Below are 15682 nucleotides of genomic sequence, written 5' to 3' on the forward strand. Positions count from 1 at the left end.
TCGACTCGTCCGAGCCCGTCCGCACCCCTCGAACCCGCACGGGCGCGCGTGCGGACCCCTCGAACCTGCGCGCACCCACCCGCGCGCACGAGGGTGCGCGCGGGTTCGACGGGTCCGGGCGACTCGGCGCGAGCGCCTACGCGGGCCCGGGCGAGTGCGCAGCCCCTGGCCCGTCCAGCTCCTGCGCTGCCCGGCTCAGCCGCAGCAGAACCTGCAGCTCGAGCGCCCGCTCCCGCCACGCCGGCCCGAGAAGCCCGTCGAGCGTCGCCAGCCGCTGGTAGACCGTGTTGACGTGCACCCGCAGCGCGGACGCCGTGGCCGTCGGGCGCCGTCCCTGGTCGAGGAACACCTCGAGCGTCTCCGTGAGGGGCACTCCCCGCCGGGCCTCCTCGGCGAGGACCGGCCCGAGCTCGCGCTCGACCTGCTCGTGCAGCTCACGGGTGCCGGCGCGGCTGAGCAGCACGGCGAAGACCCCGAGGTCGTCGCCCCGCGACAGCCCGCCGCCGCTCCCCGGGCGGCGGCCGAGGGCCGTGAGGGCCCGGGCCGTCCGGGCGGCCTCGCCCCACGCGGCGCGGAGCCCGGCCGTCTCGACGACGGGGCCGGCGAGTCCGGCGACGGGCGCCTCCTGCGCTCCCCAGCGCCCCTCGAGCTCGAGCGAGGCCGGGGCGACCAGCACGAACCGGTCGCGGTGCACCGCGGACGCGACGTGCCCGCCCAGCCCGAGCCCCGCGACGTGGCGCCGAGCAGCCTCGGGGTCGCCCTCGACCACCACGACGACGTGCGGCCGGCGCGGGTCGAGCCCGGCGCCGCGCCAGCGTCGGTGGTCGGCGGCCGCGTCGGGCTCGCCGCGGCTGAGCAGGTCGACCGTGGCGATGTCACGGCCGAGCTGGGCGGCGCGGGCGGTGGCCCTCGCCCCCACGAGCGTGAGCGCGATCAGGGGCGCGGCCCGCTCGAGCAGCAGCAGGGCGTCGGCGGGCACGGCACCGGTCGACCCCGCACCAGCAGTCCCGGCGTCCGCGAGCCCGCCCCGAGGAGGCGCGGTGCCGGCGACCGCGCCCGCAGCGTCCCCGAGACCGAGACCGAGACCCAGGCCCGCTGGCCCGGCGACCAACGCCCCGAACACCTGCCCCGCGGCCGCCACCGGCTGCACCGTCTCGGCCCCCACGACGACCGGCCTGGGCTCCCCGCTGCGGGCCGCCCCGGCGAGCGCCGCACCCACGGGCCCGTCGGCCGGGTGCTCGACCCACCGCACGGGCACGTCGGTGAGCGCCTGCACCCGTTCGACGAGCGACTCCGGGTCGCCCCCGGCGAGCACGGCCCGGGTCAGGTCGGCGTCGAGGCGCAGGGTCGACTCGAGCCCCTCCTTGGCGTCGCGCAGCTCGGCGGCCGTCCGCGCGTTGTCGATGGCGACCGCGGCGTGGGCGGCGAGCCCGGTCAGCAGGCTGATCTCGTGCGCGCCGAAGCGTCGTTCCTCCCGCTTGGCGGCGAGCAGCACCCCGAGCACCCGGCCCCGCACGGCCAGCGGGACGCCGAGCAGCCCGCGGATCGACTCCGCCCGGGCGGCCCGGTCGGCGCTCTCCTCGTGCACGAGCTCGGGGTCGGCTGCGTAGTCGGACGTCCAGCGCGGGGTCCCGCTCGCGGCGACGCTGCCGACGAGCCCGGCGGTGCGGGGCAGGCGCGTGCCGACCAGGGCGGACGAGCGGTCGCCGCTCGCGACCTCGATGCGGAGGTCGTCGCCCACGAGCAGCGCGACGTAGGTGAGGTCGACCCCCAGGAGGCGCCGGGCCTGGTCGACGACCTCCACGAGCAGGTCGGCCGGGTCGGCCACGGCGGCCAGGCGGCCGGCGACGTCGTTGAGGGCGGCGAGCTCGACCGCGCGCTGTCGGCGTTCCTGCAGCAGCGACGCGACCTCGACCGCGGTGCGCGCCTCCTGGTCGGTGCGGGCCTCGTCGGCACCGTCGGCGACGAGGAGGCGGCGGTGCGCCTCGAGCTCGGGCACGCCGGCCTGGTCGGCGAGCAGCTGCAGCCACCCGGGCCCCTGCGGGTCACGTGTCGCCCGCGGGTCGCGTGTCGTCTGCGGGTCACGTGTCGCCTGCGGGTCGCGCTCAGTCATGGTTGTTCCCTCCATCCGATGGGTCGAGAGTAGACGGAACAGCCGTTGTGGGGGCAGGGGGCGGAGGCGCAGGGTTGAGCGTCCCCGAGCGGCAGCGCCGCCCCTCAGCTCAGGAGTCCCCCATGACCGACGTCGACCGCACCACCGCCTCCGCCGGCAGCACGCCCGGCACCGCCTCCGGCACGCCCGGTGACGTGCCCGGCACGATCGGCAGCACCGCCGCCTCACTCGTCGCGCCCACCCCCGGCTCCGCGGGGCCCGCCGGCATCGCCGCCGTCGCGGAGGCGACCGACGTCAGCGTCGGCCCGCCGCGCCTCCGCCGGCTCTCGATCGGCCTCGCGCTCGTCTACGTGTCGATCCTCGCGATCAACTCAGGCGGCCTCGGCATCCTCATCCCGAACCTGGTGGCCGACATCGACGAGGCCTCGAAGATCGGCAACCTGGCGATCGTGACGACGGTGGCGTTCCTCGCGAACGTCTTCGCGCAGCCGATCGCCGGTGCCCTGTCGGACGCGACCCGCTCGCGCTTCGGCCGGCGCTCGCCCTGGATGGTCGGCGGCGCGCTGCTCGCCGCCGGCTTCTTCGCCGGCCTGCCGCTGGCGAGCTCGATCGTCACCGTCGCCCTCATCTGGCTCGTCGTGCAGCTCGGGCTCAACGCGCTGCAGGCCGCGGCCACGGCGCTCGTGCCCGACCGCTTCCCGGCCGCCAAGCGCGGCGGGGTCTCGGGCCTCATCGGCCTCGGCATCACCGTCGGCAACGCGGTGGGGGCCGTCGTCGCCGGCTCGGCCTCCGGTGCGGGAGCCCTGCCCTACCTCGTGCTCGCCGCCCTCGTGCTCGTGGTCGTCGTCGTGTTCGTCGTGGTGAACCCCGACCGCTCGAGCCTCGACGAGGCGGCCGGCCCCGCCGCGCCCCGACCCACGTTCCGCGAGTTCGCCCGTGGCTTCTGGGTCTCGCCGCGGAAGCACCCCGACTTCGCGTGGGCCTTCGCGGCGCGGTTCCTCATGGTGATCGGCTTCTACGGCGCGCAGACCTTCGGCCTGTACATCCTGCGCGACTACATCGGGCTGAGCGACGCCGCCTCGAACGCCTTCGCCGCCCAGATCGGCGTCGTGCTGCTGCTCGGCGTGCTCATCTCGGCGCTGACCAGCGGCGTGCTGTCCGACCGGATCGGCCGCCGCAAGCCGTTCATCGTCTGGGCCTCGGTCGTCATGGCGATCGGCCTGGTCGTGCCCCTCGTGATGCCGACGACGACCGGCATCCTGATCTACAGCTTCCTGCTCGGCCTCGGCTTCGGCGCCTACATCTCGATCGACCTGGCCCTCATGACGGAGGTGCTGCCCGCCTCCCTGACGTCGGGCGCCAGCTCCGCAGGACGCGACCTGGCCATCCTCGGCCTCGCCACCACGCTGCCCCAGGCCCTCAGCCCCTCGATCGCCGCCGGCCTCGTCTCCGTCACCGGGGGCTACCCCGTGCTCTTCATCTCGGGCATCGTGTTCGTGGTGCTCGGCGCCCTCGCGGTGATCCCGATCAAGTCGGTGCGCTGACGGGGTGTCGCACCCGCCCGACTCCCTTCGACCCGCATCGCCTGCCCCGCCCGCCCGCCCGCCCCTGATCGACCTGCCCCACCCGCTCCGCCCCGCTCGACACGAATCCCGAGGAACCCCATGCAGCTGCACACGACCACCACCGGCGACGGCGAGCGGCACGTGGGGCTGGTGCACGGGCTCGGCGGCGACGGCGACACGTGGCGACCGCTCGTCGACCGGATGCTCGAGACGGGCCGGTACACGGTCACGACCGTCGACCTGCGGGGCCACGGGCACAGCGGCTGGGCGGCGTCGTACGGCCTCGACGAGTTCGCGACGGACTTGGTCGAGGCCCTGCCGACGGGCCTGCACAGCGTGGTCGGGCACTCGCTCGGCGGGGCCGTGCTCGTCCGGGCGGTCGCGCGGCTGCAGCCGCTCCGGGCGATCTACCTCGACCCGGGCTTCCACCTGGCGCTGCCCACCAGCGGCCTCGCCGGTCGGCTGTTCTGGGCCGTGCCGCCGCTGACGCTGGCCGTGGCCGGCCTCGCGCAGGCACGCACGACCAAGGCGGTGCGCGCGAGCTACGACGCGGCGACGGTCGCGCTGCTCGACGACGCCCGCGAGCGGTTCGACACGTCCATGGCGATCGGGGTGTTCCGTGACGTGGCTCACGCGCCGATCGAGGTGGCGCCTCCTGCGGTGCCCTCGGTCGTCGTGCTCTCGGACGACAGCCCGGCCGTGCTGCCCGAGCCCGTCGCCCGCTCGCTCGAGGGAGTCGGCTGGGAGCTGCGCCGCCTGCCCGGCGTGCATCACGACATGCACCTCGAGGCGCCCGACCGCGTGTTCGAGCTCGTCGCCGACGTGCTCTAGCGCGCCTCCCCCGACCGCTCGACTCCCCCGAGCTGCTCATGCGCGGACTTGCCCCGGATGGTCGCCTCCACCAGCAGGAGGCGACCATCCGGGGCAACTCGCGTCCCGTCCCCCTCGTCAGCCGAAGGGCAGCGGCGACGTGAGGTCCGTGTGCGCGAGCACGACGGCCGCGGCGACGGCCACCACCCCGAGCAGCCCGCTCCGCCACCACCGCTCGCTGAGCAGGTACCCCGCAGAGGCGAGCGCGCCCGCCCCGGCGACGACGCCGAGCGCGACCGAGACGAACACCTGCGCGACGGACTGCGCCTCCGGGTCGCCCGTGAACGCCGTGACGACGACGCAGACGAGCAGCGTCATGACGAAGACGACCCCGATGACTCCGCTGAGACCGGCGATGAAGAGGAGCAGCTCCGACGTCGGCTCCCACCGGATCAGCCGCTGCTGCCGGGGCGACCCGAGGTGCTCGGTCGTCTCCGAGGGAAGGCCGCCCGACAGGACGAGGTAGTCACGCACCTCCTTCTCCGTCTCGAACTGCAGCAGCGACCGGCGCAGCGCGTGACGCTCACGGGCATCGAGCGAGCCGAGGTCGTGGGCGCCCCAGCGGGCCGCCTGGTCGGGGTTGCCGGCACGGCGGTAGAACTCCGAGAGGGCGTCGCGGTAGGCGCGCTCGTCCGGGTGGCGACGGGCGTGGACGAGCAGCGAGTCCCACGCGGCCCGGTGCTCGCCGTCGTCGAAGCGCGCGCGGGCGGCGTCGACGATCTCGCGGGTCGTGCGGGTGGGCATGCGGGGCTCCGGGGCAAGGGGTCGGGAGGCGGACCTCGTCACGATAGCGTCGCCTCCGTGGATCGACGGCCTCATGACGCAGGGAGCGCTCGCGTACCCGACGGGCCCGCGCATTACAGGCCCGTGCACGACGGGCCGGCGCACCTCGGCCGTCCGCTCAGCCGACGTGAGCGACGAGAGGCGGAGGACGCCCGAGCCCGAGGAGGCGCCCCGCGCCGGTTCCCCCGCCTGCGCCGCTGGCTGCACCGCTGGGTCGTGCGCCCCCTGGAGGCGTTCCTCGACGCCCTGGGCAACGCCTTCTGAGCTCGACCCCGTCAAGAGCGAACAGACTCACAGGACCCTCTTACCGGATCCTTGAGGTTCTGTTATGTTCCGGACAGGGGCTGGTCCCCTGTCTCCTCGAGGTGCTGGGCCCGGGCGGACTTGCAATGACGCACGTATCCGACTCGACAGAAAGAACGCCCTTGCGCTCATCAGCCAGAAGGGGCCTCGTCGCTGCGCCGACGGCCCTCGCACTCGCCCTCGGAGGTGTCCTGCTCGCCGCAGGGCCCGCCTCCGCGGCCGCCCCCGTGACGATCACGTCGCCGGCGCCCGGCTCCACCTACGACAACTCGACCGGCTTCACCCAGCTCCTGCCGCTCGCCGGCACGGGCCTGCCCGCCGCCGACGACCTCGTCTTCACGTACGACAGGGGCGACGGCACGCTGGCGAACGGCATCAACGTCGGCACCACGCACAACCCGGACGGCACCTTCAGCGTCACGGCCAACGTCGGCGAGCTGCTGCCCGGCGAGACGACCGTGGACGCAGTCCTCACCGCCGTCGACGCCACGACCCGCGTCGTCGATCCCGAGGTGACGGCCACCGACTACACCATCGAGCTCGCCGTCGCGCCGAACCCCGCCTTCCCCTTCAGGGTCGACTACCCCGGAGTCGGCACGGTCGTCGACACGACGACCCCGGTCTTCACGGGCGTGGCAGCGCCGAACAGCACCGTCACGGTGACCTACAGCAACAAGAACCTCGGCAACTCGGTCGCCGGCACGGCGACGGCCAACCCCGACGGCACCTTCTCGGTCCCCACGACGTTCCTCGACCTCGCACGGGGCTCGCTCGGCTCGGGTGCGAACGTCACCCAGTCGAACCCGGCCGCGCAGGTCGGCTCGCTCGGCGTGGCCTTCACGTTCGCCACGGCGCCCGTGCCCGCGATCGCCCCGACGATCACGGCGACGCCCGACGAGGTCACCGTCGACGAGGCGACCACCACCGGCATCGCGATCGCCGCGACCGGCTTCAGCCCCGGCGAGGAGGTCCGCACCGTCGTGACCGACTCCGAGGGCACCGTCGTCGACCTCGCGGACCGCGCGCTGAACTACTACGCGGACGACACCGTGGGCGCCTACGCCGACACGATCGTCTTCGCCGACGACGTGCTCGCCGACGACTACACGATCACGCTGACGGGCGTCCGCTCGGGCATCGTCCAGGCCGTCGACGTCACCGTCGCCGACGAGGTCGTCCTGCTCACGCCCACCCCGGTGATCACCAGCCCCACGGAGGGGCAGGTCGTCACGGGCGGCACGGTCACGATCTCGGGCACCGGGCCCGTCGGCACGGGCATCGTCCTGACCGTCGCCGACTCGGCGTTCCTCGACGGGACCGCCACCGAGACCCCCGCCGCAGGCCGCTTCTACATCACCGACCTCGCCGACCCGATCCTGGTCGACGCCCAGGGCAACTGGACGGTCACCGTCTCGCTGCTCCCCGGTGCGTACGCGACCCAGGCCATCGCGGCCGAGCTGAACGCCGACGGCTCCGTGAACGAGGCAGGAGCCGTGTCGGACTTCTCGAACACCGTCACCTTCTCGCTCGTCGCCGCCGCCGTGGCGCCGCCCGTCGTGACCCCGGCCGCACCCGTGGCGCGTCCGGCCGGTCTCGCCTACACCGGTTCCGAGGCGTCGCGGGGCGTCGTCGGCGCCGCGCTGCTGCTGCTCGCCGGCGGAGGGCTGCTCGTCGCCGCCCGTCGCCGCCGCGCCCTGACGGTCGACTCGGCCGAGTAGCACCGCACGGCTCCACCGCACCTCAGCTGCACCTCGCCCGCCCCGGGCGGCACCACGGACTTCCGTCGGTCGCCGCCCGGGGCGGGCGTCGTCGTGCTCGTCCTCGCACCGCGAGTTGCCACTTCGCGGGGACTCACCGCCCCCAGAGCCCCGCGAAACGGCAACTCACCTGTGGCAGAGGGCGCGAGCACGCGAGCCGAGGAGGCGGGCGAGCAGACGAGGCAGTTCGGATGACTTCCGCAGGTGCTCCCGGGGGTCTGCACATCGGGGGCCAGCACGATGAGGGCATGCCCGACTTCAAGCGCCTCCTGGGCGCCGCCGCGAAAGCGCTCGGCGACTCGAACTCCTCCTCGTCCCGCAACGGCCAGCCGCCGCGACCGAACGCAGGCTCCGGCTCGGGTTCCGGCACCGACTGGCGCGACCTCGTCCGCACCGCGGCCGACAAGCTGACCGGCGACGGCAGCCAGCAGCAGGGCGACCAGCGAGGAGGCGGCCCGCAGCACGGGCAGGCTGGCTACGGCCAGCAGCAGGGGCAGGCCTACGACCAGCAGGGTCGGCAGGGCTACGACCAGCAGGGCCAGCAGGGCGGCTACGACGGGCGTCAGCAGGGTGAGCAGCAGCGCCCGGCCCAGCAGCACGGCGCCGCTGGCGCACCCCGCGCCACGGAGGCCGACCGCGTCGCCCTCGGCAAGTACGACTACCTGCTCCGCACGGCCGAGCCCGAGCAGCTCGAGCAGGTGCACCGCGACGCGTTCTCCCGCCTGACCCCCCAGCAGCGCGAGCTCGTCCAGGCCCGTCTCACGGAGGAGCTGCCCGCGCACGAGCAGCCCCGCAGCGGCAGCACCGACGACCTCGCCCGGGCCGCCACCCGCGGCGAGACCGTGCACCCCGGCCTCATGCAGCGCGTATTCGGGGGGCACGGTCGTCCCGGCCAGAGCGCGGGCGGCGCCGCCACCGGCGCACGTCAGGGCTCGGGCGCAGGAAAGTTCGCCGCGGGAGCAGCAGCGGGCGCGGGAGTCGCCGCACTCGGCGGCCTCGCACTCGCGGTCGCTGGCGGTGCCGCCGTCAGCAGCGTCGCGGGCCCGCTCCTCTCGGGAGCGCTCGCGAACGGCGTCGACTTCGGCGGCCTCGCCGAGAACTTCGGCCTCGAGGGCATCGCGGGCCTCTCGGAGGGCCTCGGCGGCCTGACCGAGGGCGTCGACGGCATCGCACAGGGCGGCGAGGAGTACCTCACCGGCCTCGGCGAGCAAGTCGGCGGTCTCGGCGAGGGCTTCCCGATCCCCGGGCTGGGCGACCTCGGCGGTCTCTTCGACCGCTAGCGCGCCTCCTGCGGCACCGCACCTGCCCGCACCCGCGGGACCTGTGCAGACCCTGTCGCGCGCACGAGGGTGCGCGCGGGTCTCGAGGGTGCCGGGTGCGGGCACGCAGCTCACGGCACCCGTGCAGCGCTCCTCAGACCATCACGCGGTGCGTGCAGCGCGCCTCAGACCCGCACGCGGTGAAGCGGGTCGAGCGCCGAGTCCAGCGCCGCCTCGAGGGGCCATGCCGACCGCAGCGGCTGGCTCATCACGAGCCCGCCCTGCACCGCCGTGAGGATCACCATCGCGATCCGCTCCGGGTCGGCCTCGCGGTCGACGTCGCCCGACGCCTGCATCTTGCGGACCCCCGCGGCGAGCAGGTCGCGCCAGGCGCCCATGCTCTCGGCGATGACGCGCTCGAGCTCGGGGTCGGTCATGGCCGCCTGCGTCGCGAGCGATCCGATCGGGCAGGCCCACCGGCCGAGGCCGAGGTAGTAGTCGACGAGCGCCTCGCGCCAGGCGCTCCACGACTCCCAGGAGCCGAGGTCGTCGACGTGCGGCTGCTGCGCGGCGAGCAGCTGACCGCCCTCCCACGCGGCGACCTCGCGGACGAGCTCCGCCTTGCCGCCCGGGAAGTAGTGGAACAGCTGGCTCTTGCTCGTCAGGGTCGCCGCCCGCACGGTGTCGAGGGTCGTCCCGCCGATCCCGGACGCGAGGATCTGCTCCCCCGTCGCCTCGATGATGCGCTGCCGGGTCGCCCGGCCGCGCTCGGTGAGCTTCTTGTCGTCCACCCGTCGATCCTACCGCTGTGGACCATACGGTCCATTCATGTGCTAGGAATGGACCATGAAGTCCAACGACGAAGAACTGCAGACCCTGACCCCCGACACCCGCCTGGCCGGCACCACCGCGCTGGTCACCGGCTCGACCAGCGGCATCGGCGAGGCGATCGTGCGCGTGCTCGCCGCCTCCGGCGCGGAGGTGGTCGTGAGCGGTCGCGACGCGTCGCGCGCCGCCTCCGTCGTCCGCGCCGTCACGGAGGCAGGCGGCCGTGCGCACGCCGTCGTCGGCGACCTCGGCGGCTCGCCGACCGAGGTGCGACGCGTCGCCGCCGAGGCCGAGGCCGCCCTCGGCGGACGCGTCGACGTCCTCGTCAACAACGCCGGCATCTACCCCGCGGGGGCCACGGCCGACCTCTCCGACGCCGAGCTCGACGCCGTCCTCGCCACCAACGTGCGGGCTCCCCACCTCCTCGTCGCGGCACTCGCCCCGGCGATGGCCGAGCGCGGTCGCGGCTCGATCGTCAACGTGGGCTCCTGGATGGCGCGCGTCGGAGTCCCGTTCGGGGCGGCCTACACCGGCTCGAAGGCCGCGCTCGAGCAGATGACCCGCACCTGGTCGGCGGAGTTCGGCCCGCACGGCGTCGGCGTCACGACCGTCGCGCCCGGGGCGACGAGCACGCCCGGCAACGCCGACAGCGCCGACGTGCTCGCCGCGATGACGGCCGGCACCGTCGCCGGCCGCCCCGTGCGCCCGGTCGACGTGGCGTTCGCGGTCCGCTGGCTCGTCTCGGGCGAGGCCGCGTTCGTGCACGGCAGCACCGTCGACGTCGACGGCGGCATCGCGGCGACCCGTCTGAGCTGACCGGCCGCACCTCCTGCGGGCATGCCCACGCCCGCACCCGCTCGACCCGCGCAGACCCCCGCTCGCGCACGGGGGTCTGCGCGGTTTCCGAGGGTGCCGGAGCATGATCCCCCAGGAGGCGCCACCCGGCCGCCCCAGGAAAGGACCGTCATGAGCGACACCACCGGAAACGACCCCTTCGCCCGCCTCCCCGAGGTGCCGAGCTTCACCGTCACGAGCGCCACCGTCGAGGACGGCGCCCCCTTCGCGCAGCAGCAGTACTCCGGGGCGTTCGGCGTGCCCGGCGGCCAGGACGTGTCGCCGCAGCTCTCGTGGTCGGGCGCCCCCGAGGGCACCAAGAGCTACGCGGTCACCGTCTACGACCCCGACGCCCCCACGCAGTCGGGCTTCTGGCACTGGGCCGTCGCGAACATCCCGGCGTCCGTCACCGACCTGCCCGAGGGCGCCGGCGACGCGACGGGCGCGCAGCTCCCCGTGGGGGCGTACCAGCTGCCGAACGACTCGCGGGCTCCCTCGTTCATCGGCGCCGCACCTCCTGCGGGCCACGGTCAGCACCGCTACTTCGTGACGGTGCACGCACTCGACGTCGAGGACATCGAGGTGCCCGCCGACGGCACGCCCGCGTTCCTGGGCTTCACGATCGCGTCGCACATCCTCGCGCGCGCCACGCTCGTCGCGACCGGCGAGATCCCCGCCGAGTAGCCCGACGGGGAGGCGGCAGCGGCACGGGTTGCCCCGAACTGCTGCTCCCGACTCACGGGGGCAGCAGTTCGGGGCGACTCGTCGTCGCCACCTGCCGCGTGTGCCGGGGCTTGGGCAGCCTAGGCAACATGTGCTTTCACTGTGGAGTCACATCATGGTGAAGCTAGTCTGACGTCATGCAGCCGAGATCGGCCGCTCGACGGAAGGCTCCACGATGACCACACCCCCCTCCTCCCCGGCCGCGCCCCCGCGTCCTCGTCACCGGAGCGAGCATCGCCGGCCCGGCACTCGCCTGGGGCCTCGCGAAGTCCGGCTTCGACGTCGTGCTGCTCGAGCGCTCCGCCGAGCCCCGCGAGACCGGCCAGAACATCGACGTCCGCGGGCTCGGTCGCGAGATCCTGACCCGGATGGGCGTCGAGGAGGCGGTGCTCGCGAACCTGACCGGCGAGGACGGCACGCGCTTCGTCGACGAGTCCGGCCGCCCCTACGCCGTGTTCCCGAGGGAGGAGGGGCAGGACGGCCCCACGGCGGAGGTCGAGATCCTGCGCGGCCGGCTCGCCGGCATCCTCGCGGACGTCGTCCCCGCCGACGTCGAGCGCCGCTTCGGCGACTTCGTCGTGGGGGCCGGGCAGGACGCGACGGGCGTCGACGTCACCTTCGCCAGCGGCGCCGAGGAGCGTTTCGACCTGTTCCTGGTGGCCGAGGGGCGCAGCTCGCGCACCCGCCGCCTCCTCTTCGCGGACGAGACCGAGCTGCGCGACTTCGGCGTCAGCATCACGTACGGCACGATCGACCGCCGGCCCGGCGACGTCGACTCCTGGGACTGGTTCACCGCGGCCCGCGGCCGCGTCGCGTCGGTGCGGCCCGACGACCTCGGCACGATCAGGGCGAGCATGTCGTTCGAGTCCGAGCCGATGGGCTTCGAGGGGCTCCCGGTGGAGGCGCAGCTGCAGATCGTGAGGGAGCGCTTCCGAGGTGCGGGCTGGCAGACCGAGCGCATCCTCGACGGCTTCGACGCCCGTCCGGACGAGTTCTACACGCAGCGGATGGAGCAGGTCGTCATGTCGACCTGGAGCCGGGGCCGCATCGCGCTCGTCGGCGACGCCGCGTGGGGGTCGGGCCCGACGGGCATGGGCACGACGCTGTCGCTGGTCGGCGCGCACATCCTCGTCGGCGAGCTCGCCGCGAGCCCGGACCGCCCGGCGCAGGCCTTCGCCCGGTACGAGCGGCAGATGCGCCGCTACGCCGACAGCGCGCAGGGGCTGCCGCGCGGCGGAGCCAAGCTGATGCACCCGTCGTCGGGCGCCGGGGTGAAGGCGATCCAGACGATGCACCGCGTCACCGCGTCGCGGCCGGTCCGGAAGTCCTTCCAGGCGAACCTGCTGACGAGCGAGAAGCACGTGCCGGTGCTGGCCGAGTACCCGCAGCTGCGTGCCTGAGGCCGGCGACCCAGGGCCCGATGCGGGGACGATCGCGACGACGTCTCGATGGGAGGATCGACCCATGACGACGCCGACGCCGCCCCCGCCGACGCCGCGGACGCAGGTGCTCGAGGCCCTGCGGCACTACGCCGTGACGTACCAGGAGTCGGCCCACCAGCTCGCCCGCTGGATGGACCTGCCGACCGTCGACGGCACGGCCCTCGGCGAGGTCATCTGGGCCGAGCGCGAGGGGGCGCCGCTCACGCCGGCGAAGCTCTCGAGCAGGATCGGCCTGACCTCGGGCGCGACGACCGCCCTGCTCAACCGGCTCGAGGCCCAGGGCCTGGTCGCCCGCAGCCGCGAGAGCACCGACCGCCGGGTCGTCACGCTGCGTCCGACCGAGCAGGCGCACGAGCGCATCGAGCCGTTCCTTCGCCGGGGCGGTGCCGCCCTCGAGGCGACCCTGGACGACTACGACGACGAGGCGCTGCAGGCGGTGCGCGCGTTCCTGACGCGGCTCGCCGCGGTGCTGCCGGGCGCCTCCGACGCGTCGCCGCCGCCGCCCGCGGACGAATCGCCGACCACCGCCTCCTAGGGACCGCCGCCTCCTCGAGCCCCTCCGTCTCTCGGCGGCCCTCCGCCTCCTCGAGCCCCTCCGCCTCTCGGCGGCACTCCGCCTCCCGGACGACGTCTCGACGAGTTGCCCCGAACAGCTGCCTCCGAGCGAGCGAGGCCGCGCGTCGGGGCAACTCGTCGTCGACGCGGCGCGGGTGCCGTGTCAGGGTGCAGGGATGACCTCCCCGCAGGCGCTCTCCGAGGCCGACCGACGGCTCGTCGCCGCGTGGGCGGCCGACTGCGCGGAGCGCGTCCTGCCCCTCTTCGAGCAGGAGGCGCCCGCCGACGACCGCCCTCGCGACGGCATCGCGCGCACCCGCGCCTTCGCCCGCGGAGATCTCGACGCCGTCGGCGAGATCCGTCGCCGCTTCGTCGCCGGTCGTGCCGCACAGGCCGTGACCTCGCCCGCGGCCAGGGCCGCCGCGTGGTCGGCAGGGCAAGCGTCGGGCGTCGCGCACATGGGCGCGCACGCCCTCGGCGCCGCGGCCTACGCGGTGAAGGCCGTCACCCTGGCCGCCCCCGACGACGACGGGACCGCAGGAGGCGCGGCCGAGATCGCCTGGCAGCTGCGGCACCTGAGCCCGCCGGTCCGCAGGGCTCTCGCGCGCCTCCCCCTGCTCGGAGAGGACAGCTCGGGCCCGCTCGGCACCGGTTTGCTCACGTCGGGCACGCTCGGCGACGCGATCCGCACGCTCCAGGGGGGCCTGCGCTAGCCGCCCGCGCCTCCCCTCGCGCTCGCAACCGCACTCGCACTCGCACTCGCACTCGCACTCGCACTCGCACTCGACGAGTTGCCCCGCACCGCTGCCCTGAGCCCCGGGAAGCAGCAGTTCGGGGCAACTCGACGCCGCCGCTGTCCACTTCGCGAAGGCAGCCGACCGCGTCGCTAGATGCTCTAGCCGATCGTGACAAGATGCACATGCATAGAAATCCGACGTCGACCCCATGCAGCGCAGAGCTGCCGAGAGGAGCCCACCATGAGCATCATCCGCCCCACGAGCCCCTTCTCCGAGGTCCGCGACCACGAGCGCCAGGTGACGCTCTTCGTGGTCGCGTCGTCGGCCGTCGCGACCTGCGCCAGCCTCGTCGTCGGGATGCTCTTCCTCCTCGGCCTCAGCCACTGACACGTCGCCTCCCGCGTTCCGGGACGCCGACGGCCCCGCACCTTGACGAGGGTGCGGGGCCGTCCTGGCGTCGGGGCGACCAGCCCTAGGAGCGACGGCCCCGGAGGCGCGACGCAGCCACGGCCACGCTGCCGGCGGCGACGAGACCGGCGGCCAGCACGAGCCACGCCGACGCGTCCGAGCCTGTGTACGCGAGGCCGGCGGGACGCGCGGCCCGGACCGGGACGACGGCGACCGGCGCGACGGCGGTGGGGACGACGGCGGCCGGCGCCGTCGGGACGGGCAGGACGGGCGCCGCGGCGGCGACCGAGAACTGCACGGGCACGGAGAAGTCGGAGGCGGCGCTCCCGTCACGACGGAGCACGGCCGCGTCGCTCACATAGTCTCCGGCGGGCAGCACGAACGAGGCCGTGAAGTGCCCGGTCTCGTCGATCGGCACGAGCGTGTAGGCCACGCCCTCCTCCGGGTCGAACGCGATCGGCTCCTCGTCCGTGACGAACCCAGGGTCGTCGGCCGGGGCCTCGTCCTCCGCGACGCGGACGAGTTCGACGCCGTCCGCCTCGTCGGCGACGCCCTCGTCGCTGCCCTGGTCGGGCTCCGGGGACTCGACCAGCGAGGCGTCGACGACGCTGACGAGGGCCACCTGGCCCGGCTCGCCGTTCTCGCCCTGGACGCTGACGACTCCCGCGGTCGCGGAGACCGGTGCCTCGAGGTGCGGGGCGACGACGAAGGCGCTGACGCGGATCTCGAGCGAGGCCTCGTTGCCGGACTCGTCGAACACGTTGAGGGTCACGATGTCCGGGACGGCGGCGTCGTTCGGCACGACCACGATGATGGTCGTGTCGCCGTCGATGCTGAAGGTGAGGCCGGGCGCGGGGCGGATCCAGCTCGTGAGGTCCTCGCCCTGCGATCCGACGAGGCCGACCGTGGCCTCGTCGCCGGGGGTGAAGCCGACGGTGCCGAAGAAGCTCGCGATGCCCGGGCGCAGGTCACTGCCGTCCTGCGAGAAGACCTCGGGGGCGTCGACGACGACCTCGTCGCCGCCGTCCTCGGGTGCGACCTCCGGGGCCGCCGACGGGGTCGGGGCGACCGGCGCCACGACCTCGGGCTCGGACGGGGCGGCCTCGCCGTCCGCGGCGAGGGTGGTCTCGGCGCCGGGCGCAACGGGGACGCTCTCGGCGGCGCCTGCCTCGGCAGCGCTGGGCGACACGGGGAGGCTCTCGGCGACGCCGGCCTCGGCAGCGGGCGAGACGGTCGTCGTCGCGTCGGGGCCCTCCGCCACGGCGGACGACGACGCGGGCACGTCGCCGTCGGCGGCGAAGGCCGCGGCGGGCGTGAGGACGAGGGCGGCGGCGAGCGCCGCCGCGGGCAGGGCGCACGCGTGGGTGCGGCGGGAAGTGGTCACGGATCCCCCAGGAATCGAGTCGGGTCGAGCCGGAGACGCCCGGCGGACCGACGCTAGAGCGGCGCGGGGCCCCTCCGTGCCTCCGGGCGCGCCGGGAGGACCGGCCGTGATCCGATCGTGA

General features: G+C 74.7%; 14 protein-coding genes and 1 pseudogene. 11 read left to right on the top strand and 4 right to left on the bottom strand.

Annotation, left to right across the window (positions count from 1 at the left end):
• Nucleotides 1-136: 136 nt before the first annotated feature.
• Nucleotides 137-2113, bottom strand: coding sequence for a GAF domain-containing protein (locus tag IFT90_RS13615; RefSeq protein ID WP_192042776.1), 1977 nt, complete (start codon nt 2111-2113; stop codon nt 137-139).
• A 122-nt stretch (nt 2114-2235) separates the two neighbouring features.
• Here IFT90_RS13615 and IFT90_RS13620 point away from each other — a divergent pair, with 122 nt between their 5' ends.
• Nucleotides 2236-3657, top strand: coding sequence for an MFS transporter (locus IFT90_RS13620; protein ID WP_192042777.1), 1422 nt, complete (start codon nt 2236-2238; stop codon nt 3655-3657).
• Between the two features lie 120 nt (nt 3658-3777).
• Entirely contained in the window at nt 3778-4509 is a 732-nt protein-coding gene (locus IFT90_RS13625; protein ID WP_192042778.1) for an alpha/beta fold hydrolase, read from the top strand.
• 117 nt (nt 4510-4626) lie between these two features.
• Here the strand turns inward: IFT90_RS13625 and IFT90_RS13630 are convergent, their stop codons facing one another.
• Nucleotides 4627-5292, bottom strand: a complete 666-nt coding sequence (locus tag IFT90_RS13630) for a hypothetical protein (RefSeq protein ID WP_192042779.1) — start codon at nt 5290-5292, stop codon at nt 4627-4629.
• A gap of 123 nt (nt 5293-5415) precedes the next feature.
• On the opposite strand from IFT90_RS13630, the gene IFT90_RS13635 reads away from it, so the two are divergent.
• The 3 genes from IFT90_RS13635 to IFT90_RS13645 all read left to right on the top strand — a co-directional run bounded on the left by IFT90_RS13635 (nt 5416) and on the right by IFT90_RS13645 (nt 8671).
• On the top strand, nt 5416-5595 hold the full coding sequence (locus tag IFT90_RS13635) for a hypothetical protein (protein ID WP_192042780.1): 180 nt from the start codon (nt 5416-5418) through the stop codon (nt 5593-5595).
• Nucleotides 5596-5861: 266 nt separating this feature from the next.
• Nucleotides 5862-7352 carry a hypothetical protein gene (locus IFT90_RS13640; RefSeq protein ID WP_192042781.1) on the top strand — a complete coding sequence of 497 codons (1491 nt, stop codon included), beginning with the start codon at nt 5862-5864 and terminating at the stop codon, nt 7350-7352.
• 287 nt (nt 7353-7639) lie between these two features.
• Complete coding sequence (locus IFT90_RS13645; RefSeq protein ID WP_192042782.1) at nt 7640-8671, top strand: hypothetical protein; 1032 nt, start codon at nt 7640-7642, stop codon at nt 8669-8671.
• A 164-nt stretch (nt 8672-8835) separates the two neighbouring features.
• On the opposite strand, the gene IFT90_RS17645 is transcribed toward IFT90_RS13645, so the two are convergent.
• On the bottom strand, nt 8836-9441 hold the full coding sequence (locus IFT90_RS17645) for a TetR/AcrR family transcriptional regulator (protein WP_192042783.1): 606 nt from the start codon (nt 9439-9441) through the stop codon (nt 8836-8838).
• 55 nt (nt 9442-9496) lie between these two features.
• Between IFT90_RS17645 and IFT90_RS13655 the strand changes: the two genes are divergently transcribed.
• The 6 genes and pseudogenes from IFT90_RS13655 to IFT90_RS13680 all read left to right on the top strand — a co-directional run bounded on the left by IFT90_RS13655 (nt 9497) and on the right by IFT90_RS13680 (nt 14156).
• On the top strand, nt 9497-10294 hold the full coding sequence (locus IFT90_RS13655) for an SDR family NAD(P)-dependent oxidoreductase (protein ID WP_192042784.1): 798 nt from the start codon (nt 9497-9499) through the stop codon (nt 10292-10294).
• Between the two features lie 150 nt (nt 10295-10444).
• Entirely contained in the window at nt 10445-10996 is a 552-nt protein-coding gene (locus IFT90_RS13660; protein WP_192042785.1) for a YbhB/YbcL family Raf kinase inhibitor-like protein, read from the top strand.
• A gap of 260 nt (nt 10997-11256) precedes the next feature.
• Nucleotides 11257-12435: pseudogene (locus tag IFT90_RS13665) on the top strand (FAD-dependent monooxygenase); the annotation flags it as partial.
• A 64-nt stretch (nt 12436-12499) separates the two neighbouring features.
• Nucleotides 12500-13012, top strand: a complete 513-nt coding sequence (locus tag IFT90_RS13670; RefSeq protein WP_192042786.1) for a MarR family winged helix-turn-helix transcriptional regulator — start codon at nt 12500-12502, stop codon at nt 13010-13012.
• Between the two features lie 196 nt (nt 13013-13208).
• Nucleotides 13209-13745: a putative immunity protein gene (locus IFT90_RS13675; RefSeq protein WP_192042787.1), complete on the top strand. Its 537-nt coding sequence runs from the start codon at nt 13209-13211 to the stop codon at nt 13743-13745.
• Between the two features lie 264 nt (nt 13746-14009).
• A complete protein-coding gene (locus tag IFT90_RS13680; RefSeq protein WP_158614707.1) occupies nt 14010-14156 on the top strand; it encodes a hypothetical protein in 147 nt (48 codons plus the stop codon).
• Nucleotides 14157-14241: 85 nt separating this feature from the next.
• Here IFT90_RS13680 and IFT90_RS13685 read toward each other — a convergent pair whose 3' ends face one another.
• Nucleotides 14242-15561, bottom strand: a complete 1320-nt coding sequence (locus IFT90_RS13685; protein ID WP_192042788.1) for a hypothetical protein — start codon at nt 15559-15561, stop codon at nt 14242-14244.
• Between the last annotated feature and the right edge of the window lie 121 nt (nt 15562-15682).

The organism is Frigoribacterium sp. CFBP 8766, assembly GCF_014841435.1.
GTDB lineage: Bacteria > Actinomycetota > Actinomycetes > Actinomycetales > Microbacteriaceae > Frigoribacterium.